This is a genomic window from Wolbachia endosymbiont (group B) of Ischnura elegans (assembly GCF_947251585.1).
In the GTDB taxonomy this organism is placed as follows: Bacteria; Pseudomonadota; Alphaproteobacteria; order Rickettsiales; family Anaplasmataceae; genus Wolbachia.
Genome location: NZ_OX366371.1, coordinates 347,524 through 371,791, shown reverse-complemented (window position 1 = coordinate 371,791; position 24,268 = coordinate 347,524). Strand labels below are relative to the sequence as shown.

General features: G+C 34.2%; 21 protein-coding genes and 1 tRNA gene. 3 read left to right on the top strand and 19 right to left on the bottom strand.

Annotated elements, in window-relative coordinates; genetic code table 11:
- Positions 1 to 27: 27 nt before the first annotated feature.
- The 4 genes from OPR58_RS01880 to secB all read right to left on the bottom strand — a co-directional run bounded on the left by OPR58_RS01880 (position 28) and on the right by secB (position 7,217).
- Positions 28 to 669, bottom strand: coding sequence for a protocatechuate 3,4-dioxygenase (locus tag OPR58_RS01880; protein ID WP_064085711.1), 642 nt, complete (start codon positions 667 to 669; stop codon positions 28 to 30).
- A 166-nt stretch (positions 670 to 835) separates the two neighbouring features.
- Positions 836 to 3,976, bottom strand: coding sequence for a bifunctional proline dehydrogenase/L-glutamate gamma-semialdehyde dehydrogenase PutA (gene putA / locus OPR58_RS01875; protein WP_265022874.1), 3,141 nt, complete (start codon positions 3,974 to 3,976; stop codon positions 836 to 838).
- A 109-nt stretch (positions 3,977 to 4,085) separates the two neighbouring features.
- A complete protein-coding gene (acnA, locus tag OPR58_RS01870; RefSeq protein WP_265022873.1) occupies positions 4,086 to 6,707 on the bottom strand; it encodes an aconitate hydratase AcnA in 2,622 nt (873 codons plus the stop codon).
- Between the two features lie 6 nt (positions 6,708 to 6,713).
- A complete protein-coding gene (gene secB / locus OPR58_RS01865; protein WP_064085710.1) occupies positions 6,714 to 7,217 on the bottom strand; it encodes a protein-export chaperone SecB in 504 nt (167 codons plus the stop codon).
- Positions 7,218 to 7,381: 164 nt separating this feature from the next.
- Here secB and OPR58_RS01860 point away from each other — a divergent pair, with 164 nt between their 5' ends.
- From OPR58_RS01860 to OPR58_RS01850, 3 genes are read left to right on the top strand one after another with little or no spacing between them, the layout of a single operon-like run.
- Complete coding sequence (locus tag OPR58_RS01860; protein WP_010404363.1) at positions 7,382 to 8,041, top strand: Tim44/TimA family putative adaptor protein; 660 nt, start codon at positions 7,382 to 7,384, stop codon at positions 8,039 to 8,041.
- Positions 8,042 to 8,055: 14 nt separating this feature from the next.
- Positions 8,056 to 8,760, top strand: a complete 705-nt coding sequence (gene dnaQ, locus OPR58_RS01855; protein ID WP_010404360.1) for a DNA polymerase III subunit epsilon — start codon at positions 8,056 to 8,058, stop codon at positions 8,758 to 8,760.
- Positions 8,761 to 8,795: 35 nt separating this feature from the next.
- Complete coding sequence (locus OPR58_RS01850) at positions 8,796 to 9,395, top strand: SCO family protein (protein ID WP_010404358.1); 600 nt, start codon at positions 8,796 to 8,798, stop codon at positions 9,393 to 9,395.
- Between the two features lie 52 nt (positions 9,396 to 9,447).
- Here the strand turns inward: OPR58_RS01850 and rnc are convergent, their stop codons facing one another.
- From rnc to OPR58_RS01775, 15 genes are all read right to left on the bottom strand, one after another.
- Positions 9,448 to 10,140 (bottom strand): ribonuclease III, encoded by a 693-nt coding sequence (rnc, locus tag OPR58_RS01845; protein ID WP_029237654.1) that lies wholly within the window; start codon positions 10,138 to 10,140, stop codon positions 9,448 to 9,450.
- Positions 10,141 to 10,232: 92 nt separating this feature from the next.
- Complete coding sequence (locus OPR58_RS01840) at positions 10,233 to 11,300, bottom strand: quinone-dependent dihydroorotate dehydrogenase (protein WP_265022872.1); 1,068 nt, start codon at positions 11,298 to 11,300, stop codon at positions 10,233 to 10,235.
- Between the two features lie 72 nt (positions 11,301 to 11,372).
- Complete coding sequence (locus OPR58_RS01835; RefSeq protein WP_265022871.1) at positions 11,373 to 12,230, bottom strand: hypothetical protein; 858 nt, start codon at positions 12,228 to 12,230, stop codon at positions 11,373 to 11,375.
- A gap of 47 nt (positions 12,231 to 12,277) precedes the next feature.
- Positions 12,278 to 12,349 (bottom strand) — tRNA-Cys (locus OPR58_RS01830).
- A 5-nt stretch (positions 12,350 to 12,354) separates the two neighbouring features.
- A complete protein-coding gene (locus OPR58_RS01825) occupies positions 12,355 to 13,251 on the bottom strand; it encodes a class I fructose-bisphosphate aldolase (RefSeq protein ID WP_265023153.1) in 897 nt (298 codons plus the stop codon).
- Positions 13,252 to 13,309: 58 nt separating this feature from the next.
- Positions 13,310 to 13,432, bottom strand: coding sequence for a hypothetical protein (locus OPR58_RS01820; RefSeq protein ID WP_265022870.1), 123 nt, complete (start codon positions 13,430 to 13,432; stop codon positions 13,310 to 13,312).
- Positions 13,433 to 13,628: 196 nt separating this feature from the next.
- On the bottom strand, positions 13,629 to 14,297 hold the full coding sequence (locus OPR58_RS01815) for a hypothetical protein (protein WP_265022869.1): 669 nt from the start codon (positions 14,295 to 14,297) through the stop codon (positions 13,629 to 13,631).
- A gap of 56 nt (positions 14,298 to 14,353) precedes the next feature.
- The gene (locus OPR58_RS01810) at positions 14,354 to 16,639 is read right to left on the bottom strand and encodes an AAA family ATPase (protein ID WP_265022868.1); all 2,286 of its coding nucleotides are present in this window, start codon (positions 16,637 to 16,639) and stop codon (positions 14,354 to 14,356) included.
- 297 nt (positions 16,640 to 16,936) lie between these two features.
- On the bottom strand, positions 16,937 to 18,163 hold the full coding sequence (locus OPR58_RS01805) for a DEAD/DEAH box helicase (protein ID WP_265022867.1): 1,227 nt from the start codon (positions 18,161 to 18,163) through the stop codon (positions 16,937 to 16,939).
- A gap of 34 nt (positions 18,164 to 18,197) precedes the next feature.
- Complete coding sequence (locus OPR58_RS01800) at positions 18,198 to 18,449, bottom strand: cold-shock protein (protein ID WP_064085705.1); 252 nt, start codon at positions 18,447 to 18,449, stop codon at positions 18,198 to 18,200.
- Positions 18,450 to 18,623: 174 nt separating this feature from the next.
- A complete protein-coding gene (locus OPR58_RS01795; protein ID WP_264682603.1) occupies positions 18,624 to 19,958 on the bottom strand; it encodes a TldD/PmbA family protein in 1,335 nt (444 codons plus the stop codon).
- An 18-nt stretch (positions 19,959 to 19,976) separates the two neighbouring features.
- Complete coding sequence (gene atpG / locus OPR58_RS01790) at positions 19,977 to 20,849, bottom strand: ATP synthase F1 subunit gamma (protein ID WP_010404313.1); 873 nt, start codon at positions 20,847 to 20,849, stop codon at positions 19,977 to 19,979.
- Positions 20,850 to 21,015: 166 nt separating this feature from the next.
- Complete coding sequence (locus OPR58_RS01785; RefSeq protein WP_010404310.1) at positions 21,016 to 22,236, bottom strand: tetratricopeptide repeat protein; 1,221 nt, start codon at positions 22,234 to 22,236, stop codon at positions 21,016 to 21,018.
- A complete protein-coding gene (locus OPR58_RS01780; protein WP_226079284.1) occupies positions 22,233 to 22,964 on the bottom strand; it encodes a hypothetical protein in 732 nt (243 codons plus the stop codon). The genes OPR58_RS01785 and OPR58_RS01780 overlap by 4 nt, the downstream gene beginning before the upstream one ends.
- Entirely contained in the window at positions 22,957 to 24,186 is a 1,230-nt protein-coding gene (locus OPR58_RS01775) for a lipoprotein-releasing ABC transporter permease subunit (protein ID WP_265022866.1), read from the bottom strand. Before OPR58_RS01775 ends, OPR58_RS01780 begins: the two co-directional genes overlap by 8 nt.
- Positions 24,187 to 24,268: the final 82 nt, after the last annotated feature.

The following is a 24,268-nucleotide window of genomic DNA, read 5'->3' as shown; positions in this document are numbered from 1 at the left end:
TATGAACTCCCCTGATATGCAAGGGCTTTATCTTTTATCAGAAAATTTGTTATGCCCACCTAGGGTTATATTAAATGTGTAGGTCTTCATGGCCTGATTGTTATAAGTAAATGGTGCTATCAGAAGGCTTGCAAGTCCACTCTCAATAAGATTACCAAGAAGAAGATCATCACAGTTATCGCAATTATGATCAGCAAAAAACATTTGTGTTGTGAATTCTGGAAAATCTGGATGTTGGACCAAAAAGTTGATGTGTGGAGCCCTATCACCAATTTTACCTGGTACTATTGTAATAAAATTATAATAGCCAAGGTTATTTACTACAAATCTTCCTGATCCAGCAAAATTTGGATCAAGCTCCACATTTTCATCATAATAGCTCATGCCAAGTGAGTCTGCGTGCCATATAGAAACCACAGCATTTTGTATCGGTAAGCAATTTACATCAGTAACTCTACCCACTACATTTATTAATTCTCCTGCTGCATTATTTGGAGAGCCAGGTTTTCTTCTTAAATTATTTGAAGAGTTAAAGCTTTTTGGCCTTGTTTCAAGATCATAAATCCCTGGAGTTTCAATACAATTAAGCAAAATAGGATCAGCCGCAAATAATGACAAATCGAATATAAATTGTACTAAAAACGCTAATAAGATATTTTTTACATTCATTTTGTTTATAGTGCTTTTATCAGAATTATAGCAACCTTTTTCTTTTATTAAAGACAAGACTTTCTTTGAAGCTTCCTTAGAATCACAACTATCCTTTCAGTGTATGAGTTTTAGGTTTTAGTACTGCATACACAACTGCACGGACTTCCAATTTAGAAATTGCAAATCAATCCAAACACGCAAGTGTAATGTTACCGCCACATGCTGTAGTGTTGACACTTACAACCTTTTCTATAGAAAAACGTTGCAGATAATTAGGACCACCAGCTTTTGGTCCGGTACCTGACAGTCCTCTACCGCCAAATGGTTGCATTCCAACTGCTGCACCTATTTGATTGCGATTGATGTATACATTTCCAACTGATATTTTCTTGCTTATTAAATCGATCTTACTTTGTACACGGCTTTGCAAAGAAAACGTAAGTCCATATCCTGTATTGTTTATATCACTTATAACTTCATTTAACTGCGACTTATTAAAACGTATGATATGTAAAATAGGCCCAAACACTTCTTGCTTTAATTGCGAAATTTTTTGTATCTCATAAATGTACGGAGGAAAGAAATAACCATTATAAGAATTTGTATCCATGGGTACCTTGGACAAAAGGTTTGAATCTTCATCCCTTGATATTTTTTCCGTATGTTTAGTGAGCATATCAATAGATGCTTTGTCAATTATTGGACCAATATCTGTGCTCAGTTGTATTGGGTCACCTATCTTTAGTTCTTGAGCTGCATTGCATATCATTTTTATCTGTTTTTCTGCTATATCTTCTTGAATAAATAGCACTCTGAGAGCAGAACAACGTTGACCGCCACTGCGAAATGCAGAAATTAAAACATCCTTAGTTACCTGCTCTAAAAGAGCAGAACTATCAACAATCATAGCATTTAATCCACCAGTTTCAGCGATAAGTGGCACAATAGGACCATCTCTGCTGGCAAGCATTCTATTAATTATTTGAGCGGTCTGTGTTGAGCCGGTAAAAGCTACACCGGAAATTCTATTATCTGGCACTAATATTTTACCTAAATATCGACCATCTCCTGGAACAAGATGTAATACATTTTTTGGTATTCCAGCTTCGTGTAGTATCTTAACGGCTTCATAGGCAATAATCGGCGTTTGCTCTGCCGGTTTTGCCAGCACTGCATTACCTGCTACAAGTGCAGCTGAAACCTGCCCAATGAAGATAGCAAGTGGAAAATTCCACGGTGATATGCATAAGAAAACTCCTCTGCCCTCAAAAAAGATGAAGTTATCTTCACCTGTTGGACCTGGCAATTTTTTCCAGTCATTCAGTTCGTTTTTTGCTATCATTGCATAATAGCGCAAAAAGTCGATTGCCTCTCTTACTTCTGCTATTGCATCGGATAAAATTTTTCCTGCTTCCAAGATCAGAATGTAAACCAACTCTTTCATCCTTTCCTCAAGCAAATCTGCAGCTTTTTCAAGGCATTTAGCGCGCTCTTCTGCTGAAATATTCTGCCACTTAGTAAAAGCACTATGTGCTATTTCAAGAGCATTTAAAGCCTGAGCGCTTGTTGTACTTGACACTTCTCCAATTACATTTTCCAAATGTGCAGGATTCACTACTTCGATAAATTCAGCACTATCAAGTAGTGCCTTTCCATCAATTATTGGCCCAACTTGCCATTTCTTTTCACTAAATTTTTTTATATCATTTGCAAATTGCGAAACTGTAATTGAATCACTAATATCCATCCCCAAGGAGTTTTTTCTTTCCTCTCCAAAAATATCTTGTGGCAATGGAATGTTTTGATGAGGTTCATATTCTAAACTTTTAGCTTTTTCTAATGGATCCGAGACTAATTCTTCAATTTTAACGTTAGGATCATTTATTTTATTGACGAACGAACTATTAGCTCCATTTTCAAGAAGACGCTTAACAAGATATGGTAATAAATCACTACGTTTACCAACTGGTGCATATATACGACAGCTGATGCTTGTTGCAAGTTCTGACATTGCATAATCATATAAATCCTCACCCATTCCGTGTAAACGCTGAAACTCAAATCCAGGATGATCTTTGTCAGCAAGGTCTATTATAGTAGCAAAAGTATAGGCATTATGAGTTCCAAAGCATGGGTAAAAGTGATTTACTTTGCTTAAAAGCTTCTGTGCACACGCAAGGTAGCATACATCAGTATAGCTTTTTCTTGTAAATATTGAATAACCACTTAACCCTAGCTCTTGTGCACACTTGATTTCTGAGTCCCAATATGCACCTTTCACAAGCCTTACCATAATTTTATGCTTTGATCGGATAGCAACATCCTCAACAAAATCAAGCACAGATAAAGCACGTTTTTGATATGCTTGTACAGCCAAGCCAAGCCCTCCCCACTGAGAAAGTGACTCATCAAGACGCAGTTGCTCGAATAAAACTAATGACATCTCAAGTCTTTCTGATTCTTCTGCATCTATGCATAGTGAAATGTTGTATTTTTTTGCTTCACGACAGAGCTCTAAAACCCTAGTAAATATCTCACCAGCAATTCGGTCAAATTGACCAAATTCATAACGTGGGTGCAAAGCAGAAAGTTTTATTGAAATTCCATGGGATTTAAAACAATCATTCACTTCAGTAGTTGCACCTATAGCTTTTATTGAGTGCATGTATGAATCAAAACACTCTTCTGCATCTTCAGCTGTGTGAGCAGCTTCGCCAAGCATATCAAAAGAGTATAAAAACTTACTATTGTCATCTAGTTTTGCATATCTTAAAGCTTCTTCTATGGTTTCTCCAACAACAAAATGATTACCAAGCATAGACATTGCTTGTTTTACTGCTTTGCGAATGATCGGTTCTCCTAAATTCTTAAGTAACTTAGAAATTGCGTAATAGAACTTCGAATCGCCTTCATTATCTCTCAATATACTGCTACCTATCATCAAGCTCCATGTGGAAGCATTAACAAACAATGAAGAGGAACGCCCCAAGTGTTTATTCCATTCTTGGTTGGTAATTTTATCTTTGATCAATTCGTCTATTGTGTAATCATCTGGTATTCTAAGTAGCGATTCAGCAAGGCACATCAATGCTATTCCTTCATCATTGGAAAGCGAATATTGCTGCATAAAGGAATCTACAATACTTAATTTATTGTGTTTGATTTTTTCAATAACTTGTTTTGCAATATTGTAAATTCTGTTTTTCGAATCAACCGAAAGTTTTACTTTTTCTACAAGATAACGTACACAGGTTTTTTCATCAGTACGATAAAATCCTTGTAAACGTTTTCTGAGTTCATTAGGTTCTTGTATAGAGCTAATCATAACACCTTTACTATATGTAAGGTAAAATTATATCATAACTTCGCATAGAACAAATCATTATTTAAAAGGACCAGGGCTGGAGCTAAAAGAAGTCTAGTACTTACTTTTACTAAGTCGAAAGAAGTATGTAGCTTAACACTCCACCACTCATTAAGTATTTAATCTCAGTTGCGGTTTGTACACAGCATTTGAGTTGTATTGATTGCTTTGAATTATCATGTCTTTTAATGATACATTCTAGATTTCCATTTGATACTATTTCACCTTTTATGCTTATTATCTCACTACCATCAAATATCTTTCTGGTTATTCCATTTTGGAATATAAGTGGAAGAACACCCATGCCGACCAAGTTGGACCTATGTATGCGTTCAAAACTTTCTGCAATCACAGCTTTAATTCCCAGTAATGCAGTACCCTTTGCTGCCCAATCCCTACTTGAACCTGTACCATATTCTTTTCCTGCAATGACAACTAATGGAACAGCTTCTCTTTTATATTGCATTGCTGCATCAAAAATTGACATAGTTTCTTGAGAAGGAATATGTTTTGTATAGCCACCCTCAGCGCTCACCATTTTATTTCTTATTCTGATATTAGCAAAGGTTCCACGCATCATTACGTTGTGGTTACCGCGGCGAGATCCATATGAATTGAAATCTTGCGGTTCAACTCCAAGACCTTTTAAATATATGCCTGCAGGACTATTTGAGGCAATATTTCCAGCAGGGGAAATGTGGTCGGTAGTGACGCTATCGCCAAACATCGCTAGTATTTGCGCATTCTTTATATCAACTATGTTGCTTCCATTGTTCTTAGTCGATAAATTATCAAAATAGGGAGGGTTTTGTATATAAGTGCTTTTCGCGTCCCAATCATAGATTTCACCTTTCTCACACTTTATCTTTTGCCAATGCTCATCACCAGAAAAAACATCCTTATACTTTTGTATGAACATTTCACGCGTCACAACACTTTTAACACAGCTCTCAACTTCATTATTTGTTGGCCATATATCTTTGAGATAGACATCATCTCCATTCTTATCTTTGCATATTGAATCTTTTGTCAAATCAATTTGCACAGTGCCTGCAAGTGCATATGCAACAATAAGTGGCGGAGATGCCAAGTAATTAGCTTTGACTAACGGATGAATTCTTCCTTCAAAGTTACGATTGCCAGACAAAACTGCAGCAACAGTTAAGTTTTTGTTTTTTATATCATCCTCTATATCCTTATTAAGTGGACCAGAATTTCCAATGCAAGTTGTGCAGCCATATCCAACTAGATTAAAACCCAAAGCATTTAGATCTACCTGCAATCCAGACTTTTCTAAATATTCTGTCACAACTTGTGACCCTGGAGCAAGAGAAGTTTTAACCCAAGGCTTTGATTTTAATCCAAGTTTAATTGCATTACGAGCTACAAGACCTGCAGCAATCATCACACTTGGATTTGAGGTGTTAGTGCAGCTTGTTATTGCTGCAATCACTACGCTGCCACTCTGGAGCTGATCGCCATAGATAGGTTCCAACGGAGGTCTGTTTGTCTCATTAATAGGAAAAGATGTAGAAAAAGATTCCGCTACTTCTGAAAGGAAAATCTTATCCTGTGGTCTTTTAGGACCAGCCATCACTGGCTTTACGCTTGATAAATCAAGCTCTAGTGTGTCAAAAAATGCTAACTCATTACTGCTACGCCACAATCCCTGCTCTTTTGAATAGACTTCAACTAATTTGATCAGGTCTTCTGGTCGCCCTGTTAAATGTAAATAATCGAGTGTTTTCTGATCAATTGGAAAAAACCCACAAGTTGCACCATACTCTGGGGCCATGTTAGCTATAGTGGCCCTGTCTGCTAGAGATAAATAATCTAAACCATCACCATAAAATTCTACAAATTTACCAACAACACCTTTTGTTCTTAGGATACTGGTAACCGTCAGCACTAAATCAGTCGCAGTTACTCCTTCCGGTAGTCTGCCAATTAATTTAAATCCAACTACTTCTGGAATCACCATACTAATTGGTTGACCAAGCATCACAGACTCAGCTTCTATGCCTCCAACACCCCAACCAAGGACTGATAACCCGTTAATCATTGTAGTGTGACTGTCAGTACCAACTAAAGTGTCAGGATATATGACCCCATCATTATTACACACAACTTGCGCTAAATACTCAAGGTTTACTTGATGGCAAATTCCAGTACCTGGTGGTACTACTCTAAAATTTGTGAAGGACGACTCTCCCCACTTTAAAAATTGATATCTCTCCAAATTTCTTTTTACTTCTAGCTCAACATTTTTACTGAATGCGGAAGTGCTTCCATAACTATCTACTTGAACAGAGTGATCGATCACAAGATCAACAGTTACAGATGGATTTATTTTGCTTGGGTTACCTCCGTTTTTCTTCACATAATTACGCATTGAAGCTAAGTCAACGACAGCAGGAACTCCTGTGAAATCCTGCATCAAAACCCTTGCTGGCTTGTAGCTAATTTCGTGATTAATGTGTTTCTTGACGCAATTTGCTAATATCTTTATGTCATCTAATTTAACGCTTACTCCATCTTCGTTGCGCAATAAATTTTCAAGCAATACCTTGAGTGAACAAGGCAATTTGGTTAAATTTACTCCTAAGAATTTACCAGCGTTACTTAGGTTAAAGTAGTTATATAACCTTCCATCAATATTTAAAGTCGTCTTTGCATTTAAAGAATTGTTCATCCTGTATTAGTTAAAATTGGAATTACTAGCGCTACTTTTTTGTTGTTGACTTTGCTGCTGATACATAGTTTCAAAATCTATAGGATCTAGCATAAGTGGAGGAAACCCACCACTACTTGTAGTTCTTGCAATTACTTCTCTTGCAAAAGGAAAAAGAAAAGTAGGCCCGCCAATAAACAAAGCTTGTCTTACTTCCTCTTCACTCAACTCTTTCAAATTTTCTATTGAAAAAATACCACAATACTTTATCTCACAAATGAAAGCTATACCATTTTTTATATCTTCATCTTTTACCGTCGCTTTGACTTCTATATGCAAAGTAATTTCATGAAAAGGTTTTTCTTCATTTATTCCTTCTTTGCTTTCCGTTCCTTCTAATTTTGCTGAATTAATATTAACCGTTACATTAATATCGGGAGCTTTACTAGAAGGAAGGAATGGCGAATTTGGATTCTCAAACGAAAGATCTTTGACATACTGACCATGAATTTTCATTTTGTGTTGTAACATTTCTTACTTCTCCTTTAATTAAGTTGAGATATTTAATACTTTCTTATATAATATATTCATTTATAAACGAATAGCAAACCTAACTATAGGCTAATATGCAAAACATATTTTTATCAATAATTAATAATATTTAGATACTTTATATACCAAGGGGTTAAGTTACCATGATAGAGCTTGTAATATATGCTTTACTAGCGGCGTTTATTTTTTCACGCTTATACAATTCTTTAGGAAGATCAGCCAGTCTCAACCTAAAAAAGCTAACAGTTGTATTGGATGCAAGTCAAAGTAAAGAGGATGTGGTAGAAAATATCGAAGATTATATTTATAGCAACGACAAAAGTTCAATAGAAGCTACTTATAAACAAATATTACAAAAAAACAGAGAGTTCTCTATTTCCAATTTTATAGAAGGTTCAAGCATAGCTTTTGAATTAATAATTAAATATTTTAACCAAGGGAATTTACCTCAATTAAAATCCCTTCTGGACAAAGATTTGTATAACAGCTTTGTGGATAAGATTAAGCATCGTAAAGAGATACACGAGTCTATAATTGTTTCTATCGTTTCACAAAAGATCTTAGAAATAAAGCTAGTAAAAAACGTAATATTTATTGCAGTATATTTCCTTTCAGAGCAAATTAACTTCGTTAAGAATAATGAAGGAGATATCATATCAGGTAGTATGTCTACTATTAACAAAGTTGAGGATGTATGGCAATTCAAAAAAAATATTAATTCATCAGATCCAACCTGGTTGCTTGTTTCCATTAACTACAAGAAGGCAAGTACCGATAAAAATTTAACAGCAAATGACAAGTAAGATTAGTTACACCGATGGAAAGTAGGCTACGAGAAATAGTACTTGATACTGAAACTACAGGTCTTGACACTGAGTCTGGCCATCGAATTATTGAGATAGGATGTGTAGAACTAATTAACCGTATTCCAACAGGTAAAACATTTCATCGATATCTTAATCCAGAGAGAGATATACCTTACCACTCATTTAAGATTCATGGTATTAGTGAGGAGTTTTTGGAAGATAAGCCACTATTTTCAGATGTTGCACTTGAATTTCTTGACTTCATATCTAATGACATCTTGGTAATTCATAATGCTGAGTTTGATATTAAGTTCCTTAATATGGAGTTAAACAAGTTGAATGCCGGGTTAATTTCCTCAGATAGAGTGCTAGATACATTACCACTTGCAAGAAAAAAGTTTGTAGGATCACCTGCTTCTTTAAATGCATTATGCAAGCGTTTTGATATATCGCTAGAAGGTAGAGAGTTACACGGAGCATTAGTTGATGCTCAATTGCTTGCAAAGGTCTATGTTGAGCTTACAGGAGGATTGCAAACCTTTTTATTTAATAATGAATGTGCTCAGGACAATAACTCTACGTTTATTCAGCATAAAGTGCGTAATTTAGCTCGCAGAGAACATTCACCAAGTATTAAAGAAATTGATGAGCATAAGAAATTGTTAGATAAAATTAACAACCCACTTTGGAAGGAATATATTGAATCAATCAACTAATCAATATATGATTTAACTTTATTGGAAACGCTTTAATGATAAAGTTTATAAGGTTATTGTCTAGTTTGCTAATAACAGTAGCAGCTATCTTCTTAGGTTATTGTTATTTTACCAAGCAAGGCATATTTGTTTCACAAAATACAGAAATTAAGGTAGGTGGAGATTTTTCTTTGATCAATCAAGACGGACAAACAGTACGCAGTAGTGATTTTAAAAATAAGTATATGATGATTTTTTTCGGATTTTCCTCATGCAAAAGAATTTGCCCTATGAATCTCGGCATAATTTCAGAAACACTTGCAAAGTTAGATAAGAAAACTGACAATAAGCTACAAACATTTTTTATCACAGTTGATCCTGAGCGCGATAACACAGAAAGGCTTAAAGAATTTCAGCAGCAATTTGACCATAGAATACAAATGCTAACTGGTGAAAGACAAAAAATAGATGAAGTAGTTGCAAAGTATAAAGTATATGCAAGTAAAGTAGATGGAGAAGAGGAAATTAACCATTCTTCAATGATATACCTTATTAGCCCTGAAGGAAAATATGTCACACACTTTGTAGCTGATTTAAATTCAGATGAAAGTCAATCTGATAAGATTCTGGCTGAGATAAAAAAATATGTAAGCTGAACTAAAGAGCTTAGCTTACTTTAAATTTATGCTAACAGCTATTTTGATTAAACTAAGTCGTTTTTTTAATTTTTTCTAGGATCAACTCAGCAGCTTTTTGTTCAGCAATTTTCTTACTAGAAGCGCATGCAGAAACTTTGCCATAATTCTCTATGAAAATTGATATAGTAAACTCAGGATTGTGTGCTGGTCCAGTTTGTTTTACAAGTTCATACTCTGGTAAAGGTAATTTGTTTTTCTGAGTCCACTCTTGCAGTGAAGTTTTAGGATCTTGAGGAGGATCGAGGATGTCTTTAGCTAGCTTTTCCCAATGTCGGATAATAAATTTTTCAACACTCTCAAGTCCACCGTCAATATAAATTGCACCTATTAGTGCCTCAAGCGAATTTTCTAAATTTTTTAAGTTACATTTCCCTCCGTTGCAACGTTCACTATTATTCATGATGATAAAGTTACCTAACTCTATTTCTTTAGCAACATTAGCAATGGTACTGCCACAAACTAGATCCGTTTTTCTTTTTGCCAATGCTCCTTCTTTTTCTTCAGGAAACATTTTAAACAGCATAGCAGATACAACCATGTTCAAAATACTATCGCCCAAAAACTCTAGCCTTTCGTAGCTTACGATCTGGTCTTCGCTATTCCTTTTATTTACGCTTGGATGGGTTAATGCCTCTTCTAATATTGCATGATCTGTAAATTTATAATTAATAACTTTAGATATTATATCGTTCAAAACTTTCATGTTCATCATTCAAAAGAAAAGCACTCCCTATCATACCTTTACACTAAAAAGTTAGCTCTACTTTACTAAAACAATATCAATAACTTCCAAAATTAATGTATACAACCCACTGCTTCAGTAATGTTACTAAATCCATCTCTTTTTACCAATTCTGCAAGCTCCAGATTGATTTTGTTCACAACTTGATGCCCCTGATATACGAGAGCAGTGTACAGTTGTACTAAAGAGGCTCCTGCCTTTATTTTTTCATATGCGTCAATACCACTTGAAACTCCCCCACATCCTATCAATAGAATCCTGCTCTTAGTAAGCTTGTACATATCACTCAATAACTCGGTTGAAAGTTGAAACAATGGTCTGCCGCTCAACCCACCACTCTCATTATAGTAAGAATCTCGACTTATCGTAGTGTTGCTTACTATTAAGCCGTCAATTTTATATTCTAGTGTAAGCTCAGCGATATTTTCTTTTGTTTGCTGATCTATATCTGGAGAAATTTTTAATATTATCGGTATGGATTCAGAGCTATCAATTGATTTCCGGGTTAGAGTGATAGATTTCAACAATTTGGATAATTCTTGTTTATTGTGCAAATCGCGCAAGTTAGGTGTGTTTGGGGATGAGATGTTCAGTACTATATAATTGCTCTTTCCATATACTATCTTTATTAAGTCAACATAATCGCTGATTTGGTCCTTTGATGTACTGTTTCTTCCTATATTTATACCAAAAATACAATCACCAAGTTTAGTTTCACTTATCTGTTTAAGAAAATAGTCTACTCCTTTATTATTAAATCCCAATCTATTAATTATTCCTTCATCTTTAATTAATCGAAAAATTCTCGGTTTTTTGTTTCCATATTGGGGATGTTTAGTTACAGTACCAGCCTCAATAAATCCAAAACCAAATGAGAGCATCGGCTTTACAACTTCCGCATTTTTATCAAAACCTGCAGCAAGACCTACAGGACTCCTAATTTTATTACCAAAAAAGTTTACATTTAAAGACTTAGGTAGTTCTATAGGTTTCCTATAGGGCATCTTTTTTAACGCCGTTATTACCAAGGAGTGAGCAATTTCAGGCGGCAGTAAAAACAATAAATTACGTAATATCATTTTGTAAAACACTTTGCTTATTTTTAGTTTATTTTTTACCATGCAACAAGAATAACTTAGAAAGCTTGAGGTTTATCAAAATAGTAAGTATATAGTTTCTATGAGTAGTAAAAACTAATTTTTCTGAAGGGAAACCAGAACTTGATCAGTATTTTTATCTACTAATTCGAGGTAGCCAAATTTGTTAATTTGAGATTTTATTAGTATAGGAATCTTATTTCGATTTAAATAAAATCCCTGTTTTGATTGTTTATTAATCCGCAACCTTACATCCCCATTTTTCCAAGCAAGCATCTTATTTATTCCAGATTTTTCTTTACAATTATCTTCATTTACAAATCCTAAGTATTCATCTTCTGAAGAAGATATTGCAATCTTGCATATTCTATACCCTACCCAATTCCCTAGATATGGATCAGTATCGTCTTTTTCGTGAAGCTTGAACTCTCCTTTGACATATTCCCATGGAGCTTTTGCATCACCTACCTTTTTTAGAAAGAGTACGTCCTGATCAAAGTTTATAATGGTCCTTGTATGAAATGTTGTTAAGCTTGTGTCCCATAATAGTTTTTCTGTGATGCTAAAATGCTCTTTATCCTTTTGCATATTTTGAAATGATACGATTATCACATCTGCTCCAACTTCTCTTCCATAGTTAACATATTGACTAGCACGCCCATGTTTGGCTGTGAATGATGACTTACCTATTAACAGAAAGTCATTAAATAACGCATTATATATAGTCTGTGCACTGTAAGCTTTACCGACGTAAACCGGCTGTTTGTTGGATGAAGGGTACTTTTCTGGTGCAAGATGAGTATACGAGCTCTTTAATAAATAGTGAAAAGTGCAACTGGTAAGCAAGAAGGGCAAACCAATCAATAATAAAACTTCTGTTAATCTCTTTGGCATTTTACTGCTTATATTTTGAATATAGTATCTTATTTTTTTAAATATTTCATTAAAAGCCACACTTCTTGTTAAAATTTCAGAAGAAAAAACGATCTAATTGGAGTAAGAGGCCGGGACCGGAATTGAACCGGTATAAAAGGATTTGCAGTCCTCCGCATAAGCCATTCTGCCACCCAGCCGTTTTTTATGCATAGATATCCATTATATCTTTTAGCATAGATAAAGCATCCTCTCTTTTTCTTTGAAAAGTGTTACGCCCGATAATTGAACCATTACCACCGCCTTGCTTAATTTCTTTCGCTTCATTGCATATGTCATTCACTGATTTTGACTCGCCACCAGAAAAAACTACTATTCTTTTCCCTGCAAAACAAGATCTTTTAACATATTCAATTCTTTTAGATAATGACTCAATATTTTCTGTTTCTATTTTCTCCCTTTCCAAATAGTTAATTGGAAGTTTTACTTTGATTATATTAGCGCCAAGTAAAGCTGCTATGTGCGCAGCATAGGCAATAACATCAACTGCTGTTTCGCCTTCTTTGGAAATTCCTTCACCGCGTGGATAAGACCATAGCACTACGGCAAGGCCGCAAGACTTAGCCTCAGCTATAATTTCGCGAGCTTCTTCCATCATATCGAAGCACTTAGCAGAACCAGGATATATAGTAAACCCAACAGCTACGCAACCCAAACGCAGCGCATCTTTTACAGAAGCAGTTATTGCTTGATCAGAAGTTAAGTTTTTCGAGTGCAAGGAGTTAGCACTATTAAGCTTCAAAATAAGTGGTAGCATTCCAGCATAAGTTGAAGCACCAGCTTCGATCATACCAAGCGGAGCAGCATATGCGCTTACTCCCGAATCAACTGCAAGCTGAAAATGATAATGCGGATCGTAAGCATCAGGATTAATTTCAAAACTTTTTATTGGCCCATGCTCAAATCCTTGATCTACAGGAAGAATTACTAACTTGCCAATTCCACTAAGTTTTCCATGCATAAGAATACGAGCAAGATTTGCTTTTACTCCAGGATTTTCACTTTCGTAATAACTTAGGATTTGTTTTACTTCTTCACTCATTAATATCTTCAAATTTACTTAAAGTGTAGCAAAAACTATAGTTGAAGCAAAGACCTTTTTATACTCTTGCTCCTACACCTATATTTAAAGGTGTAACTTTAGGATCGGTGGTGTGCTGTTGTGGTTTTTCTTGAATTAAATCTTCAAAATACATTTTAACAATAGGAAGAATGAGCGACATAAGCACTAATTTATAGTCATACCATGCAAACTTTTCCTTGTAGCTAAATTTCCGCGTCTTCTTCATATAAACGCTGAATGCAGTGTTCACTATATAATTCAGAAGCTTTCGTAAAAGTTCTAAGTAAAGCAATAAGTAATAAATCCAATGCCAAATTAACCATCAGCATTGTTCCATATTGAACAGGCCAGCCATTTTATGCAATTTCCGATGCTAAACTGCACACAGCAAACGCTCCTGCAATACATATCACATAATTATCAACAGCAATAAGTAGATTAAACCTTCGATTGAACCTATCCATATTTCCTTCTTGTGAATCACTTTGTTTACTTGCTGCATAAATAATGCCAAAGGATATCATGAACAACAATGGCCAAATCCCTATGCTGAATGCATAAAATTGAGAAGCGATGTTTTGCACTTTGCCACTGTTAGCAAGTTGCGATAAGCAATATTTTACTTTAGGCGACGGACCAAGTATCACATTTGCTAATATAAAAAATAAAAATGCTCTATTTATAGCTTTACTTCTACGTGATAAAATCTCATAGGTTTTTCTTTGCTCTTCTTGCTGTAATGGTATAGATATGCCAGCTGCTTTTAAGTCGTTAAGATATTTCTCTAGCTTATCTTTATCTGCACTAAGTTTTTTAAACTTTTCTTCAGCTATTTTTTTCTCTTTCTCTCCTACTACTTTATCAGGGTGACATTTTAATGAAGCTCTTCTAAAGTGCCGCTCAACTAACTTAAGTACATCATCAAACTCCTGGCTTATTACTTCTTCCGCTTTCATTCCCAGTCTTGAAAATAAATTCCGTAAATCTTGATTACTGTAATATTGATTTCTGGTTAAACTTGCCACTATAGCCTCGTTAAAAAATGCAAGTATACTGTAAATTTAATGTTAAAACAAGAATTTTAAGTTATATCAAAAGCAATTTTATTTTCCTGTTTATTCATATAGATCATCAATTTCTTTCTTTTAATGAGTCGACGATTTAGTATCTCCTCAGCCAAATGACTTTTTATCTCTTTTTCAATCAGCCTCTCTATCGGACGTGCTCCCATTTCTTTGCTATAACCTGTTTGTGCAAGATAAAACTTTACTTCCTCTTCCACTGAGCAGCTTATGCCCTTTTGCACAAGTTGTTTTTTCAATTCCTGAATAAATTTATCCACAATGTGCAAAATGACATCCGTATCCAAATCAGAAAAGGAAATGACTGCATCAAGACGATTACGAAATTCAGGGCTAAAAACCCGTTCCATTGCTTTTTCGCTGTCACTAATGTTAAAGTTTTTATACCCAAAGCCAATAGAACTTTTGTTACGTTCAAATGCCCCTGCATTGGTTGTCATAATTAAAATCGTATTGGAAAAATTAACCTTACGTCCGTAAGTGTCTGTAACACATCCATAATCCATGATTTGTAGTAATATATTATAAATATCACTATGAGCTTTCTCAATTTCATCAAGAAGTACTACGCTATATTGATTATTAGATACAGATTCTGTAAGCAATCCACCTTGGTCGTAACCCACATATCCAGGGGGGGAACCAATCATTCTAGATATTGTGTGAGGTTCCATATACTCAGACATATCAAACCGAATAAGGTTCATACCCATATTTTGTGCTAGTTGCTTCGCAAGCTCAGTCTTACCTACACCAGTTGGCCCTGCAAAAAGATACTTTGCCAAGGGTTTATTGTAACTTCTCAGACCAGATTTAGCAATTTTAATAGAATTAACGAGAAACTCTATCGCTTGCTCTTGACCAAAAATGGCCCTATTGAGATTTTCTTTCAAAGATTTTACTCTTTGCATATCATCAAACCCGCAAGGTACGTTTGTAATCCTAGCGATAGTACTCTTAATGTCTCTACTGTTTATAATTTTTCGCCTGCTTTTTTGTAACTTACAATATGCCCCTGCTTCATCTATAACATCAACTGCTTTATCAGGTAATATTCGCCCAGTAATATACTTGTGTGAAAGTTCAGCTGCAGATTTAATGGCATGTTTCGTGTAATATACTCCATGATACCTTTCATAGTAATGCTTTATACCATCTAGTATCTTTACTGTATCATTAATAGAAGACTCTTTTACATTAATTTTTTGAAACCTCCTTGCTAATGCTTTATCCTTTTCAAAGCTATTGCTATATTCTCTATATGTAGTTGCACCTATACAACGCAACGCACCTCTTGCAAGTGCAGGTTTGAGCAGATTGCCAGCATCAAGAAAGCTGCCACTTGTTGAACCCGCTCCAATAATAGTGTGTATTTCATCAATGAAAAGAATAGCGCCAGGTTTTGCCTCAATTACTTTTATTATAGATTTTATTCTCTCTTCGAAGTCACCTCTATAGCGTGTTCCTGCAAGAAGTGATCCTAAATCCAAAGCATAAATTATGCTGGATCTCAGTGCACTCGGAACACTACCTTCAATAATTTTCAATACCAAGCCTTCAACTATTGTTGTTTTACCAACACCTGGTTCTCCGACATATAAAGGGTTATTTTTTCTGCGTCTTAGTAAGATTTCTATAGTGCGATTTAATTCATAATCACGACCAATGACATAATCTATTTTTTTGCTTCTTGCATAATCATTTAAATTTCTACAATAATTTTGTAGAACTTCTTCATCTTTTAATAATTCACCTTTATTTGCTACAGTAGAGATATCGTTATTCTTATCAAGTTTTATCTTGCGATTAGTTACATATTCTTCTATATCACCTGAATATTTTATATTGGATATGTTATAAATCAAATTAGAATCCTTTGCATTCTGTTTGCGTAATAGCTCTTCAATGTATAAATCTTGCTCAGACAGAATCTCTAATAGAATACTTGCTCCATTTATTTCTTTTCTTCCCAGACGATGAGCTCGTATCATAGCTTTATGTATTATGCGTTGAAATAGCACATCAGGCTCAACTTTATTGACAGTTAATTCGGAGTTGTCTTGTAAAAAACCTTTTGTATTATTACCACGATCATTCCTTAATATAATATTATCTATATTTATGATTTCACCAGCTCTGATGTTACATCTTGATAAAACATAATTTACATCCACATCTTTGGTTAATGCTAGCAACAAATGTTCCACTTTTGCATATTTAAGCTTACAATCAGAAGCAATCTGTAACGCTCTATTTAAACTTGCCTCTAAATTTTTAGAAATCATCTATTCTCTTTAAAAGTGTAAATTTATATATAATTAGTAGCACACAATTATTAAAAAAACTGAAATCTAGCAGCTCGTTGTAGCCAAATTGAATTAAGCTACAGATTATAGTCCACACAGCCTAACATTATACCGTTGTGATAATCTCAAAACGTTATAAGCAGCAGAATTAAGATTATCAAATTGTAGGTAAATCTAATTTGGGCTAGCTATATATTCTTTCTACCATCCTCCAATCACTTCACTTTGCAGCAAGTTTACTGGAGCTTTTAAAGAATAGAAGAATAGTTAAGTACATTAATACGCTTTTTCTAGTACTCTGCTTTTCTTCTTAAATACATTGATCTTTTTTCTACCGTATTTAGCCTTTAACGTACTTGGCCTTTTAAAGATCTTTTTGCTGTTACGTTTTTGAGATTGCATACTACAATCAAAATTTGGCTCTCCTTCTTTATCTGCTAGTGCAGGCAGTCTTCTCTTATCTTGAGGTGTAACAAAAGATAATGCAAATCCTTCAGCTCCCGCACGTGCAGTTCTACCTATACGATGAACATAATCAGCTTGCGATTGTGGTACATCATAATTGATAACATGTTGAATGTGCGGAATATCAAGGCCGCGAGAAGCAACATCTGTTGCAACCATGATTTGATTGCGGCCACGACGAAAAGAATTAATGACTCTTTCACGCTTGTGCTGCCTTAAATCACCATGAATTGCCAAAGCGCTATAGTCATCTTTGTGCAATTTGTCAGCTAGCTGATCCGCTCCTCGCTTTGTTTTGACAAAAATAATGATCGATCCTTTGCGCTGACATAATTGTGTAACAAGCTTGCCATATTTTTCTGATTCTGATGCATAAACAACTTCTTGTTTAATTTTTACAGAAGTTGTAGCCTGGCAATCAACAGAAACACGCTCTGGTTGATTAAGATATTTTTCAGTAAGTTTTACTATTTCTCCAGGAAGAGTTGCAGAAAACATAAGAGTTTGCATTATTTTAGGCAAATGCTTCATAATTTCTTCAATCTGAATTCCAAAGCCCATATCAAACATACGATCCGTCTCATCAAGCACAAGAATACCAACATTCCGAGTAACTAAAGTTTTACGCTCAATATGATCTATAATACGACCAGGAGTACCTATTATAATTTGTGGTTTTTTCTGAAGCTGATTTAGCTGCCTAAAAATAGGCTCGCCTCCGATCAACAAAGCAACTCTTAGTAAAGAACTTTGAGATAAGAGTTTTCTTATCTCACTTGTTACCTGATGAGCAAGCTCTCTGGTTGGCACGATGACTAAAGCTGAACCAATGCTTGGCTCATTCATCAATTTAGCAACCAGTGGAATAGCAAACGCTAAGGTTTTTCCAGTTCCCGTTTGAGCAGACCCAAGAATATCTTTGCCCTGAAGAGCTAGAGGAATCGCTTGCACCTGAATCGGGGTTGGAACACAAAGATTATTTTTACTTAGAGCTTGCATAAGCAAAGTTGGAAGCCCCATTTCATGAAAATTACTCACAATACATTACCCTATTAAAAAGCTTCACGATAGACTAATCTTCCAATCTTAAATTTATTGCAGACTTTTTATTTTCTCCGTTCCTACCACGCTCTTCTTTAAGCTCATAACTTACTCTTTCCCCTTTCATTCCTCCCTTTTTATCCTCTCCTCGAAGTGCATCAGGTCTTATTCCTGAACGTTCTAATGTACTAACATGTAAAAAAACGTCCTCACCTTTACCTTCTGGCTTGATGAAACCATAGCCTTTTTCAACATTAAACCATTTTATATTACCAAATTCCATATGGATAACTCCTAAACTACTAACTAATATTATTAATGTGATGAAAAACTTTGAAATTACGATTTAGAATGCTTTAAGCTTAGTTACTGCAACTAAACTTCTATACTCCATAGTCTATTCTTAACATTACATAGTAATAGTACACAATTATTGTACTTAATGCAACTAAAATTTTTAATCACTAAGTGAACCTGCTACTGTCATTTCGCTAACTTTAATCGTTGGTGAATTAAACTGCCCACAGAAAGTTAGGTCATTTGCAACAACTAAATTGCTAAACATATTTTTCAAATTGTCGGCAACAGTAATCTCGTGTATTGGATACGTTATTTTACCATTTTCTATAAAAAATCCGCATGCACCTTGACTATAATCGCCATTGATTAAATTAACACCAAAACCAAATAAATCAGTTACATATATTCCTTCTTTTACTTCCTCAATTAATTCCTTAAACGATCTATTACCATTTTTGAAATAGAAATTACTAGCTGAAGGAATAATTGCAGCATTACTTGCACGAGTTGCATTTGCGGTCGTTTCCAAGTTTAATTTCCTAGCCGAATATAGATCTAAAATCCAGTTTTGCAGTACTCCATTTTTTACAAATTCATTTCTTCTGCTCATTATTCCTTCCCCGTCAAACGGTCTTGATGTTATACCCCTTGGTAACAATGGGTCATCAATAATGCTAATCTCAGTATTAAAAATTTGATTATTTAAACTATTTCTCAAAAAAGAGCTATTATTTACAATATTGCTACCATTTATGGCAGAAGCAAAGCTCTTTACTAGCTCTTTTGCTGCTCTTTTTTCAAAAACAACCGGAAATTTGCCTGTCCTGATTGTACATGAACCCAATTGATCTATTGCTCTTTTTGCTGCTTCTTTCCCTATTGACTCCGGTGTTTTTAAATCACTGAAGTTGCATGCTACATCGTAATCGTAGCCTATTTTCATTTCACTCTTTTCTCCAGCAACAACAGAAACCTGATTAACAAAAGTTGACTTACTAAATGAACCAACAAAACCAGAAACGGTTGATAATACTGTATTTACTGAAGTATGTGAAGATGAAGCTCCTTCGGAATTAATAATATTTTTATGTGCAAGAGCTGAATTTTCTGTAGCTTCAGTAATTTCTTTTAATTTATCAATTGTTACAACATTATTATCTGAGATATTTAAATCTGCAGAAGAGATATAATTACTGCCATCTACAGCAAAACTAATATAAGGATCTTCCTGGGCATTCTTTGCCATTTCCACCACTTGGCTCACTGCACTACTAAGATTATTCAAATCGTTTGTGGAAATATACGCAGCTTTGTTCTTACCTGCTATAGCTCTAATTCCGACAGTACAGTTTCTAGATTGTGATATTTGTTCAATTTTTGATAGACGCTGAGAAACCGAGGTCTTATTAGTTTCATATATTGTAACTTCTGCGTCTTGATTCTGCTTTTTTATTAGTTTAGTGATATCTGCTGCAATATTTAATATATTCATTTTTCATTCCTTGAGTTTCTACAAAGATTCTGCACCACCTATAACTTCAATCAAATCAGTTGTAATTGCTGCTTGACGAGAACGATTATAAAGTAATGCTAGTTTATTTAGCATTTCTTTTGTATTTCTGTTTGCTGATTCCATAGCAACCATCCTAGCACTATTTTCACTTGCTGCACTTTCAAGTAAAGCAGAATAAAGAGCAGCTGTAACATAATCTTGAGTCAAAGATTTTAAAATAAACTCAATATTTTGTGGTTCATACTCATAGCTGTAATCTGTTAGAGGACTAACTACAGAATTATCAATTAATAATGAGTCTTTACTCCATGGTTTTATTGTTTCTAATATTGGCTTTTGCATGAAGGTATTATAGAATTTACTGTAAAAAACCTTAACTTTATTGTATTTGCTTAGATCTATATCACTAACCAAGGCTTCCACACGCTTTAGTGTGATTCCCTTACTATTTTCAACCTTCAAGATATTTTTAGAATTAAATCTATTTTTGCCTGTCTCAAAAGCTTTCTTACCAAAAAAAACAATGTCTACTTTCTTATCATTTGCAATTAATTTGTTTATATGCTCCTGACTGAATTTAACAACAGAGGAGTTAAAGCTGCCACATAAACCACGATCAGATACAATAATAAATACTAGGAAAGAATCTTCATTATTGATATTTAGAATTCTTGCTAGTAACTCTTGATCCGCTGATAGCGCTAGTGAAGAAATAATGCTATGCAGCTTAGATATATGCAATTTTGAATTTGATAATTTCTTTTGGCTTTGTAATAATTTTGCTGCAGAAACCATTTGCATTATTTTCGTGGTTTTCTGCACAGACTTAATATTTTTAATTCTTAAGGATAATTCCTTTAAGCTCTTCATTTTGTATATAATTCTAATTTATTAAAATATATAACTGGTAATGTCTAAAAACAAGTTTTTTTGACATTGGAGTCAAACCTAACTAAGAAACTCACAGATTTACTGTTTTGAGATAAAGATTATATTAAAGCAATCTCGATGTAAAAGTATCACACCTTATGGAGTCTTATAATATAAGGTAAATACAATTAAGACTATTGCAACTTGAGCACTTATAATCCCATTGCTTTAGCTCTTTATTACAATCAGCACATTTCCAACCTGGATCAGGCACAGCTTCTGAGTCCATCCTGTTTAACCAATAAATTGCTTGATCATACTCTTGCAACATAATCTTGAGCTGTACCATAACAAGGTAGATTGATATGTAATTAGCTTTTTTCATAGCAATATCTAAATGCTGACTTGCAAGATCATATTTCCCTAAGCTAATTGAAGACAAAGCAAGCAAGCAATAACTAAAATAATAATCAGGGCGTAAGTTATATAGTCTTTCAGCGCCTTTATTATTTAACTTGATATACATTCTAGCTGATTGAGGAGTAGGATTTACTCTATACTCTTCCTCTAATACTGTGGAAGCTTTTCTGATTTTTTCAAGCTTGATATATAATTCTGCCTTTAAATAATTGATGGGCTGAAAAGTTGCATAATAACTTTGTGCTTTAGCTAAATAATCTATAGCTTTGTAAAAACTTCCTTTACTTTCGTATTGCTTTGCTAAAGCGCAATAAAAAACCGCTAACATCTTTTTACGATCAAAGGGAAGAAAAATATTGAATTTGATAGCTTCCTTTAACTTTGAAATTGCATTTATCCAATCTTCTTGCAATATACAATGCTCTATTTGAAAGGGAATAGACAAAATTTTATCATTAATTGAACTAGAGCAATATTCTATAAATTTTTGAAAGACTAACCTTTCTTGCTTTAGGTGAATAATCAGTTTATTGATCAGAAGTAGAGCTAAGTTGCGATTTTTACTTGCAATACTCGTTAAATTATGGCTGAAAAAGCTGTAATTTCCCGTTTTACCTGAATTAAAGAGCTTTACTAAAGATAATTTATCACTTTCTTCATTTAGATTTTTAATTAGCTTATTGGTGTTCTCTATATTACCTAAGTCTAAGCTAAAGAAAGCTTCAAAGAGAAGCAATTCTTCCCTACTTCTTCTTCTATTTTTTATGTTAGCAAATGTTGATGAAATAGAAGAACAAAAACGTGCAACTGCAATCAATAAAAATAATAAGACTACGCAAGCAAGAATAACGAAATATAGATCAATACTTATAGTGTAATTGCCTAATTCCAATTTTATTACTTCACCACTTACCTTGATCCATATGCCAAATAAAAACGAAAAAGCAAAAATTATAAAATAAATCATGAGATGTATTGTAATAAGTGACGATATATTATTGAAGTATTCTTGAAAGCTACAATAAAATCATTCAATTTATTAAGCCATGGTTTGAATTCTGGGTATGTTAAGTCACTTATTGCGGTGGCTATGCTCTGCCAATCATTATCGCTTATTAATTCTTCAATTTCCGCAAGCTTTAACCTGAGTGGATCACTACGATCATCTATCTTTATCCAATTTGAAATGATTTTTTTAAACAAGTTACTTTTATTGTAGTTAATAACAGTCATGTTCTTCTCAAAAGACAATTTCAACCCGCGTAAAGTATCTACCTCTTTCAAATTTTCCAATTCATTTACTGCATTTTCTATCTCTGGATCGTCAAGCTCTGATATCAAAGGCTTTATTGAATTTATATGATTATCAAACTTGGCTTCTCGCAATAACGAATTCTTCATCTTAATCACAAGTAGCAGCAACTTTGCGAGGTTCTTATGCCTTAAACTACCATCACCTTGCTCACATTGAGTGTGCAGATTTCTCTTTAAGTCAAATATCCTTTTCTCTACCCTAGATTGATTCACTTCAAGCAATACTCTAAGTTCATCCATCTTTTCCGTTAAACCATTTATACTATTTTCACTTTCTTGCTGATTTATTTTGAAAAATATTATGTTATTTATTGCAATATGGCTAACAAATAACAATATAATTAAGAACCAACCTATGCATTTTTTTCGAGTATCATTCATAACGTAATATCTCCGCTGGGTCTTGTGCAGCTGCCTGCAATGCAGGAGGAATTGTTGCTAAAAATGACAAGAACAATGCAAGTGCAGAAATGTTCACTACATCTTGAGAAACTAATATCACTGGCAAACTTGAAAAAAAGTATATCATAGGATCAAATAGCTTGATGTTGGTAATGTTTTCTAAAAACACTCTAATATTTTCAATGTTGAGAGAAAAAATAACTCCTATAACAGAGCCAAGACAAGTTCCTGTAAAACCAATTAACAGCCCACAAGCACAAAATATGCGCATAATGCTTCCACTTGTTGCACCAAACGTACGCATAATTGCAATTGCGGATTTCTTTTCTTGCACTATCATCATCAAACTTGAAACAATATTGAATGCTGCCACAACTATAATCAAAGTAAGAATTAAAAACATCACATTTCTTTCAGTTTTTAAAGCATTAACATAATGGCTTTGCTGAGATTGCCAACTTTCAGCTTTCATTCCTGTTTCTTCTACTATAGCATTTGCTAGCTTATTAGCCGCAGCAATATCGTCTATGAACACTTCTATATTTCTCACACTATCTTTATAATTAAAAAAAGCCTGAGCTGATTTCATGGGCATATACATCAAGGTATTGTCGTACTCAAACATACCCATATCAAATATTGCTACAACTTTATATTCTTTCATTTTTGGTATTTCACCAGACAGTGCGTCAAATCCTTCAGGTGATATAAGCATAATGTTATCACCATAATCAATATTCAAAGCTTCTGCTAATCTTGCCCCTATTATGATACCTTCATCGAATTTTTCCACGTTACCCATAATTACATTATTCTTAACAGTAGTATTATTAAGTAAGTCTTTAGTTGACACACCACGGACTACGCTACCCACAATTCCACCATTTGATGCAACGATCACTTGATCATTGGTCATAGAAGTAGCTTTTAATACACCTGGGATTTTCTCAATAGATTTTAACACTGCGTGGTAATCTGAATTTATGCTTCTATCAAAGTAAACATTAATATGGCCATTAATGCCAAGTACAGAGTCGAGCAGCTTTGCTCTGAACCCATTCATTACAGACATTACTACTATTAGCGTTGCAACTCCAAGAGCAATACCAATAATAGAAAACAAGGCCATTATAGAGCAAAATCTAGAATTCTTTGCTCGCAAATAGCGAATAGCCATAGTAAATTCAAAGGCAATAGACATTATACTAAGATTTAAATATCATACTTTTTATGCTTCATATAACTGTAATTTTTCCTTTACCTCAAATTAGGTTGTCTAAATT